The following is a 7,593-nucleotide window of genomic DNA, read 5'->3' as shown; positions in this document are numbered from 1 at the left end:
GCCACCGACACCGCGGACGGCAGCCGTCTCGCCGCGTACCCCCTCGCGGGGGGCCGGCGGCTCGTGCTCGCGGTGGCCTCCGACCGGCGCGAGGCCGGCGACCACACCGTCGCGGGCGTCGCCGCCGTCCTGCTGTCGCTGCTCACCACGCCGCACCAGGGCGCCCGGGAGTCCGCCCGCGCCGCCGCGCTGGTGCGGCTGCTGCTGGGGGCGGACGCCGGCGAGGTGGCGCCGCTGCTCGGGGCGGACGAGTGGACCGTGGTGCACGCGAGGCCGGCGGGCGGCGGGGCGGGTCCCGACCCGCTGGCAGCGGCGGCGCTCGGCGCGGCCCTCGGCAGCGCGCTGGTGGAGGAGACGGAGGTGGGCGACGTACGGGTGCTGCTTCCCGGCGGGCCCGGGGACGTCGAGCCGCAGCCCGGCTGGAGCCTGGGCGTCAGCTCTCCGGCGCCCGCGCACGACCTGCCCGCCGCCGGCACCCGCGCGGCCCGGGCCGCCCGCCGCGCCGAGGCCGGCCGCGTCCCCCTCGCGCGCGACCGCGGCGACGCCGGCTCGGGACTGGACGCGCTGGTCGCGCCGGAGGACGCCCGCGCCCACGCCCGTGTTCTGCTCGCGCCGATCGCCGACTCCCCCGCCCTGGCCTCCACCCTGCGCACCTGGCTCTCCCTGCACGGGAGCTGGGACCGCACGGCCGTCGCGCTCGGCGTGCACCGCAACACGGTCCGCCAGCGCGTCGCCCGCTGCGCCACCCTCCTGGACGCCGACCTGGACGACCCGGACGTACGGATGGACCTGTGGTTCGCGCTGCGCCGGCTGTGACGCGTACGACCGTCCCGGAGCCTGGACAGCCTTGGTGACCACCCGGTAACTTCAGACTGAGCAAGCGCTTAGTGCATCCGTCATCAATTGACTGACCCGAGAGCGGCGGCGGTTCAGCCGCAAAGGAAGGGGCGTCCGTGCGCCGGACCGTATTCAACGAGGACCACCAGGCGTTCCGGGAGACCATCCGGGCCTTCATCGAGGCCGAGGTCGTGCCGGTGTACGACGAGTGGTTCGCCGCTGGCCAGGCGCCGCGCGACTTCTACTACAAGCTCGGCGAACTGGGCGTCTTCGGCATCAGCGTCCCCGAGGAGTTCGGCGGCGCGGGCCTGGACACGCACAAGTTCGAGGCCGTGCTGTACGAGGAGACCTCGCGCGCGGGCGTCACCTTCGGCGGCTCCGGCGTGCACGTGCTCCTCGCCCTGCCCTACATCAAGATGCTCGCCACCGACGAGCAGAAGAAGCGCTTCCTGCCCAGGTTCGTCTCCGGCGAGGAGATGTGGGCGCTGGCGATGACCGAGCCGGGCACCGGCTCCGACGTCGCGGGCATGAAGACCACCGCCAAGCTCTCCGAGGACGGCACGCACTACGTCCTCAACGGCGCCAAGACGTTCATCACCGGCGGTGTGCACGCCGACCGCGTGATCGTGTGCGCCCGCACGGCCGCCCCGAGCGCCGAGGACCGCCGCTTCGGCATCTCGCTGTTCGCCGTGGACACCAAGTCCGAGGGCTACTCCGTCGGCCGCAAGCTGGACAAGCTCGGCCTGCGCACCTCCGACACCGCCGAGCTGGCGTTCGTCGACGTGAAGGTGCCGGTCGAGGACCTGCTCGGCGAGGAGAACAAGGGCTTCTACTACCTCGGCACGAACCTGGCCTCCGAGCGCTGGGGCATCGCCTTCGGCGCGTACGCGCAGGCCGCGGCCGCCGTCCGGTTCGCCAAGCAGTACGTCCAGGACCGCACGGTCTTCGGCAAGCCGGTGGCCCACTTCCAGAACACCAAGTTCGAGCTGGCCGCCTGCCAGGCCGAGGTGGACGCCGCCGAGGCCGTGGCCGACCGCGCCCTGGAGGCGCTGGACGCCGGCGAGCTGACGCCCGCCGAGGCCGCGTCCGCGAAGCTGTTCTGCACCGAGGTCGCCCACCGCGTGATCGACCGCTGCCTCCAGCTGCACGGCGGCTACGGCTACATGAACGAGTACCCGATCGCCCGTCTGTACGCCGACAACCGCGTCAACCGCATCTACGGCGGCACGAGCGAGGTCATGAAGTCCATCATCGCCAAGTCGATGGGCCTGTAACCCAGGTGACCGAAGCGCTCGACAGCCTGCTCGATCTGCTCGACCTGGAGCAGATCGAGCAGGACTATTTCCGGGGCCGGTCGCGCTCCGCCGTCGTCCCGCGCGTCTTCGGCGGCCAGGTGGCCGCCCAGGCGCTGGTGGCGGCGGGCCGCACCGTGCCCCAGGACCGGCTCGCCCACTCCCTGCACGCGTACTTCCTGCGGGTCGGCGACCCGGGCGCGCCGATCGTCTACACCGTCGACCGCATCCGCGACGGCCGCTCCTTCACCACCCGCCGCGTCGTCGCGGTCCAGCACGGGCAGCCGGTCTTCCACCTCTCCGCGTCCTTCCAGGAGTACGAGGAGGGTTTGGAGCACCAGGCGGACATGCCGCCGGCGCCGGACCCCGAGACGCTGCCGACGGCCGCCGAGATGCTGCCGAGGTACGCGGACCGCTTCCTCGACCCCGGTATGGCCGACCGCATGCTCGAAGCCCGGGCGGCGGTCGACCTGCGGTACGTGGACGCGCCGCCGTTCGGGACGGTCGGCGAACCGCGCGAACCGCGCTCGCAGGTGTGGTTCCGTACGAACGGCAAGCTGGCGGACGACCCGCTGCTGCACGTCTGCCTCGCCACGTACGTCTCCGACATGACGCTGCTCGACTCGGTGCTGCTGGCCCACGGGCGCGGCGGCTGGGCGACGGGCGACGTCGTGGGGGCGTCCCTGGACCACGCGATGTGGTTCCACCGGCCGTTCAGGGCGGACGAATGGCTGCTGTACGACCAGGAGTCGCCGTCCGCGTCGGGCGGGCGGGGTCTGGGCCAGGCCCGGATCTACACGCGGGACGGCCGGCTGGCGATCTCCGTCATCCAGGAGGGCGTGGTGCGCGTCCCGCGCTGATCCCCGGCCGGGGCGCGCCGCGTCCGGCGCGGCGCGCGGCCCAGCTCAGAGCAGGCCGGCCGCGTCGAGCAGGTAGGCGGTCATCGGGTCGTAGAAGCGCGGGTCGGTGACGTGGTCGTCGAGCGGGACGGTGACCTGGAGCGTGCCCTCGGCCTCGCCGATGAACAGCGCCGGGTCGTTGCAGTCCGCGTACCCCATCGAGTCGAGTCCGCGCTGGCCCGCGCATCCCGCCCAGCCGTGGTCGGCCACGACGAGATCGGGCAGCGGCCGTCCCTCGCGCTCCAGGCCGTCGAGGATCGCCGCCATCGGCTCCGGCGAGTGCGTGTGCCAGAGGGTGGCGCCGCGCTCCAGCATCGCGACGTCCGCGAACTGGAACACCATGCCCTCGTCGGCGGTGAGCCCGCCCGGGATCCGTACGATCTCGCAGCCGGCCGCGCGCAGCGCGTCCGCGGTCTGCCGGTGCACGTCGAGCAGGCCGCCTGGGTGCCCGGTGGCGAACAGCACGCGCTCCCGGCCGGCGGCGGCCTTGCGCAGCCGCGCCGCCATGCGTTCCAGCGCGTCGACCGTCAGTTCGGGGTCGATGGTGTCCTGGCCGACGCGGTGCTCGGGATCGTCGTTCACACCGCAGCGCTCCGCCATCACGGCGAGGACGTCCTGCTCGTCGGTCCAGCGGTCGCCGAGTTCGAGGCCGAGCCAGTAGTGGCGGTCGCCGTTCGCGAGCTTCCGGTAGTGGGAGAGGTTGTTGTCGCGGGGGGTGGCGACGTCACCGGCGATGCGGGTGCGGGCGAGGTGGTCGACCAGGGCGGCGCGGCTGGGTATCGGCATGACCCCCATTGTGCCGTCCGCCCGAGCCCTCCGTCCGGTGAAGCCCGTCCCGGGCGCGGCGCCGGGCCCTCAGACCGCCCCGCGCGGCGCGAGCGCCGCGAACGCGCCGTGCGCCAGCCGCCGCAGGAGTCCCTCCATGGCCGCCCGCCCGGGCAGCCCGTTGCCGTACGAACCGAGGTGCGGCGTCGAGTTGAGCAGCCCGAACACCGCGTGCACCGCCGACCTGGCCTCTGCCTCGGGCACGTCGGGGTTCAACTCCCGCACGACGGTCACCCACAGCTCGACGTACTGGCGCTGGAGCTGACGCACGCGCTTGCGGTCGCTCTCCCTGAGCCGGTCCAGCTCGCGGTCGTGCAGGGTGATCAGCGGCCGGTCGTCGAGCGCGAAGTCGATGTGGCCGTCGATGAGCGAGCCGAGGACCGCCTGCGGGCTGTCGGCCGACTCGGCGGCGGCGCGCTGCCTGCCGCCGTCCAGCAGCCGTTCGCTGATGCCCACGAGCAGCTCGGCGAGCATGGCGTCCTTGCCCGGGAAGTGGCGGTAGAGGCCGGGACCGCTGATGCCGACGGCGGCGCCTATCTCGTCGACGCCCACGCCGTGGAAGCCGCGCTCGGCGAAGAGGCGGGCGGCCTCCTTGAGGATCTGCTCGCGGCGGGTGGGGGCCGCGACGCGGGCGGCGGCGTTGGTGCTCATGGGGCCATTCTAGACCGGCCGGTTAGCGGTCGTTAACTTCACGGGGCGTACCCGGAGGTGGGTGAAGGCGCGCAGGGCCCATTCCACCGGGCCGAGCCGGTGGCGCCGCAGGAGCCGGGCGCTGAGCGGGAGCTGCGCGGCGTACAGGAGGAGTGCGAGGCCCAGGGGGACGGCGATGCCGGCGCGCTCGTACAGGGCCAGACCGTACCCGGTGAAGATCAGGGCCATCACCAGCGACTGGGTGAGGTAGTTGGTCAGCGCCATGCGTCCGGCGGGCGCGAGGATTCCGGCCGCCCGCGCCCCGCCCGGCGTACCGAACCAGAGCAGCAGCCCGGCGACGTAGGCGGCGCTGAGCGCCGGAGCCGTGACGACGCCGGTCATCGCGGCGAGCATCTCCCAGCGGGCGGGCAGCGGGCCCGTCGCGCCGGAGGCCGAGAAGGCGGCGGCGGGCAGGCCCACGCAGAGGCCCGCCACCAGGACGCGGCGCAGGTTCGCGCCGCCCGCCCGGGTGAGCCACTGCCGCTTGCCGGCGGAGAGCCCCAGCAGGAAGGCGGCGACGACGAAGCCGCTCATGACGACCAGGGCGACGGCGGCGAACGGCAACTGCGACACGTTCGCGCCGACGACGTCCCCGAACCCGCCCCGGTACCCGGCGGTGAGTTCGGCGGCCTCGCGGGCCGCGGCGGCCTTCGTGGCCGCGTCGTCGGGGCCGGCCAGAGTGGCGAGCGCGCCGAACAGCAGCAGGAGGGAGCCGAAGCAGCCCCACACCCAGAGCGCCGCGCGGAACGCCCCTTCGGGGGTGGCCCGGCGGGCGGCGAAGAGGATCAGGCCGAGCAGCGCGTACGTCGTCAGGATGTCCCCGACGTACAGGAACACGGCGTGCAGGGCGCCGAGCACGAAGAGCCCCAGCAGCCGCCGCGCCGTCCGCGGCCCCAGGCGCGCGCCGGCGCGCTCGGCGGAGGCCGCCTGGAGGGTGAAGCTGTAGCCGAAGAGGAACGAGAAGAGCAGGTAGAACTTGCTCTGGGCGAGGCAGTGGACCAGCCACAGCGCCACGCCGTCGGCGGCGCCGGACGGGCGGCCGCCCAGCGTGCCCTGGGTCCCGGCCATGGTCAGCGTGTTGACGAGCAGGATGCCGAGCAGGGCGAAGCCGCGCAGGGCGTCGACCTCCAGGACGCGCGAGCGCGGCCGCGGCGCCGGACCCCCCGCCGCCTCCGCCGCGGTTTCCCCCGCCGCCCCGCCTCGTACGGCCGTCTCTCGCAGTGTCGTCACAAGCCCAGTCCCCCGTGTGTGGTCGGGTCAGATCCTGACACGCGCTGATCTTGGTGACGTCATACCGAAGGAGGAATCCACAGCCCTGGACAGGGCGGTTAGCGCTCGTTAACCTGAGAAGCGCGTTAACGCTCATTAACATCACATCGACCGGGCAAGGGGGCTCAGGAGATGCGGCAGGCACCGGTGCTGACCAGCACCGCCGATCCGGCGGCCGAGGCGTGGCGGGCCAACGAGGCGGCCCACCTGGAGCTCGTGGAAGGACTGCGCGGGCGGCTGGCCGCGGCGCGGCTCGGCGGCGGTGAGAAGGCACGCGCCCGGCACACCGCGCGCGGCAAGCTCCTGCCCCGCGACCGGGTGGACACCCTGCTGGACCCCGGGTCGCCGTTCCTCGAACTGGCGCCGCTGGCGGCCGAGGGGATGTACGGCGGGGCCGCGCCGGCCGCCGGAGTGATCGCCGGGATCGGGCGGGTGAGCGGCCGCGAGGTGGTGGTCGTCGCCAACGACGCCACGGTCAAGGGCGGCACGTACTACCCGATGACGGTCAAGAAGCACCTGCGCGCCCAGGAGGTGGCCCTGGAGAACCGGCTGCCCTGCCTGTACCTGGTGGACTCCGGCGGCGCGTTCCTGCCCATGCAGGACGAGGTCTTCCCCGACCGCGAGCACTTCGGACGGATCTTCTACAACCAGGCCCGCATGTCCGGGGCGGGCATCCCGCAGATCGCGGCGGTGCTCGGCTCCTGCACGGCGGGCGGCGCGTACGTGCCCGCGATGAGCGACGAGGCCGTCATCGTGCGGAACCAGGGCACGATCTTCCTCGGCGGGCCACCGCTGGTGAAGGCCGCCACCGGTGAGGTCGTCACGGCCGAGGAGCTCGGCGGCGGCGAGGTCCACTCCCGCACGTCGGGCGTCACGGACCACCTCGCGGAGGACGACGCGCACGCCCTGCGCATCGTCCGCAACATCGTCGCGACGCTCCCGGAGCGCGGCGCGCTGCCGTGGTCGGTCGAGCCGGTCGAGGAGCCGAAGGTGGACCCGGCCGGGCTGTACGGCGCGGTGCCGGTGGACTCCCGTACGCCCTACGACGTGCGCGAGGTCATCGCGCGGACGGTCGACGGCTCACGCTTCCAGGAGTTCAAGGCGGAGTTCGGCCAGACGCTGGTCACCGGCTTCGCGCGGATCCACGGGCACCCGGTCGGCATCGTCGCCAACAACGGCATCCTGTTCTCCGAGTCCGCCCAGAAGGGCGCCCACTTCATCGAGCTGTGCGACCAGCGCGGCATCCCCCTGCTCTTCCTCCAGAACATCTCGGGCTTCATGGTCGGCCGGGACTACGAGGCGGGCGGCATCGCCAAGCACGGCGCCAAGATGGTGACGGCGGTGGCGTGCACGCGCGTGCCCAAGCTGACGGTCGTCGTCGGCGGGTCGTACGGCGCGGGCAACTACTCGATGTGCGGCCGGGCGTACTCGCCGCGCTTCCTGTGGATGTGGCCGAACGCGAAGATCTCCGTGATGGGCGGCGAGCAGGCGGCGTCGGTGCTGGCCACGGTCAAGCGCGACCAGCTGGAGGCGCGGGGCGAGGAGTGGCCGGCCGCCGAGGAGGAGGCGTTCAAGGCGCCGATCCGCGAGCAGTACGACGCCCAGGGCAACGCCTACTACGCGACGGCGCGGCTGTGGGACGACGGGGTGATCGACCCGCTGGAGACCCGGCAGGTCGTGGGACTCGCCCTGACGGCCTGCGCCAACGCGCCCCTGACCGAGCCCGCCTTCGGCGTCTTCCGGATGTGAGAGAAAGATGACGGAGTTCCCCATGGCCCCCA

Annotated in this window: 7 protein-coding genes; 4 read left to right on the top strand and 3 right to left on the bottom strand. The window is 73.3% G+C overall.

Features of this window, described 5'->3' with window-relative positions:
• From ACWGH0_RS22270 to ACWGH0_RS22260, 3 genes are all read left to right on the top strand, one after another.
• A partial coding sequence (locus tag ACWGH0_RS22270) for a helix-turn-helix domain-containing protein (protein ID WP_453405937.1) occupies positions 1 to 816 on the top strand: 816 nt, incomplete at its 5' end.
• Positions 817 to 953: 137 nt separating this feature from the next.
• Entirely contained in the window at positions 954 to 2,111 is a 1,158-nt protein-coding gene (locus ACWGH0_RS22265; RefSeq protein WP_453405936.1) for an acyl-CoA dehydrogenase family protein, read from the top strand.
• 5 nt (positions 2,112 to 2,116) lie between these two features.
• Complete coding sequence (locus ACWGH0_RS22260; protein WP_453405935.1) at positions 2,117 to 2,989, top strand: acyl-CoA thioesterase; 873 nt, start codon at positions 2,117 to 2,119, stop codon at positions 2,987 to 2,989.
• A gap of 45 nt (positions 2,990 to 3,034) precedes the next feature.
• On the opposite strand, the gene ACWGH0_RS22255 is transcribed toward ACWGH0_RS22260, so the two are convergent.
• From ACWGH0_RS22255 to ACWGH0_RS22245, 3 genes are all read right to left on the bottom strand, one after another.
• On the bottom strand, positions 3,035 to 3,814 hold the full coding sequence (locus tag ACWGH0_RS22255; protein ID WP_453405934.1) for a phosphatase: 780 nt from the start codon (positions 3,812 to 3,814) through the stop codon (positions 3,035 to 3,037).
• A 69-nt stretch (positions 3,815 to 3,883) separates the two neighbouring features.
• Positions 3,884 to 4,504, bottom strand: coding sequence for an SACE_7040 family transcriptional regulator (locus tag ACWGH0_RS22250; protein ID WP_453405933.1), 621 nt, complete (start codon positions 4,502 to 4,504; stop codon positions 3,884 to 3,886).
• Positions 4,505 to 4,513: 9 nt separating this feature from the next.
• Positions 4,514 to 5,773 carry a DUF418 domain-containing protein gene (locus ACWGH0_RS22245; RefSeq protein WP_453405932.1) on the bottom strand — a complete coding sequence of 420 codons (1,260 nt, stop codon included), beginning with the start codon at positions 5,771 to 5,773 and terminating at the stop codon, positions 4,514 to 4,516.
• Positions 5,774 to 5,944: 171 nt separating this feature from the next.
• On the opposite strand from ACWGH0_RS22245, the gene ACWGH0_RS22240 reads away from it, so the two are divergent.
• The gene (locus ACWGH0_RS22240) at positions 5,945 to 7,561 is read left to right on the top strand and encodes a carboxyl transferase domain-containing protein (protein ID WP_453405931.1); all 1,617 of its coding nucleotides are present in this window, start codon (positions 5,945 to 5,947) and stop codon (positions 7,559 to 7,561) included.
• The last annotated feature ends 32 nt before the right edge of the window (positions 7,562 to 7,593 follow it).

This window comes from Streptomyces sp. NPDC054887, assembly GCF_053610585.1.
Note: the sequence above shows the minus strand (reverse complement) of the source record. Positions and strands in the feature narration are given on the sequence as shown.

What these genes read in the sequence shown, in the direction of transcription:
- ACWGH0_RS22255 (WP_453405934.1), bottom strand. Translation starts at nt 3,814, where the DNA reads ATGCCGATACCCAGCCGCGCCGCCCTGGTCGACCACCTCGCCCGCACC.
- ACWGH0_RS22250 (WP_453405933.1), bottom strand. Translation starts at nt 4,504, where the DNA reads ATGAGCACCAACGCCGCCGCCCGCGTCGCGGCCCCCACCCGCCGCGAG.
- ACWGH0_RS22240 (WP_453405931.1), top strand. Translation starts at nt 5,945, where the DNA reads ATGCGGCAGGCACCGGTGCTGACCAGCACCGCCGATCCGGCGGCCGAG.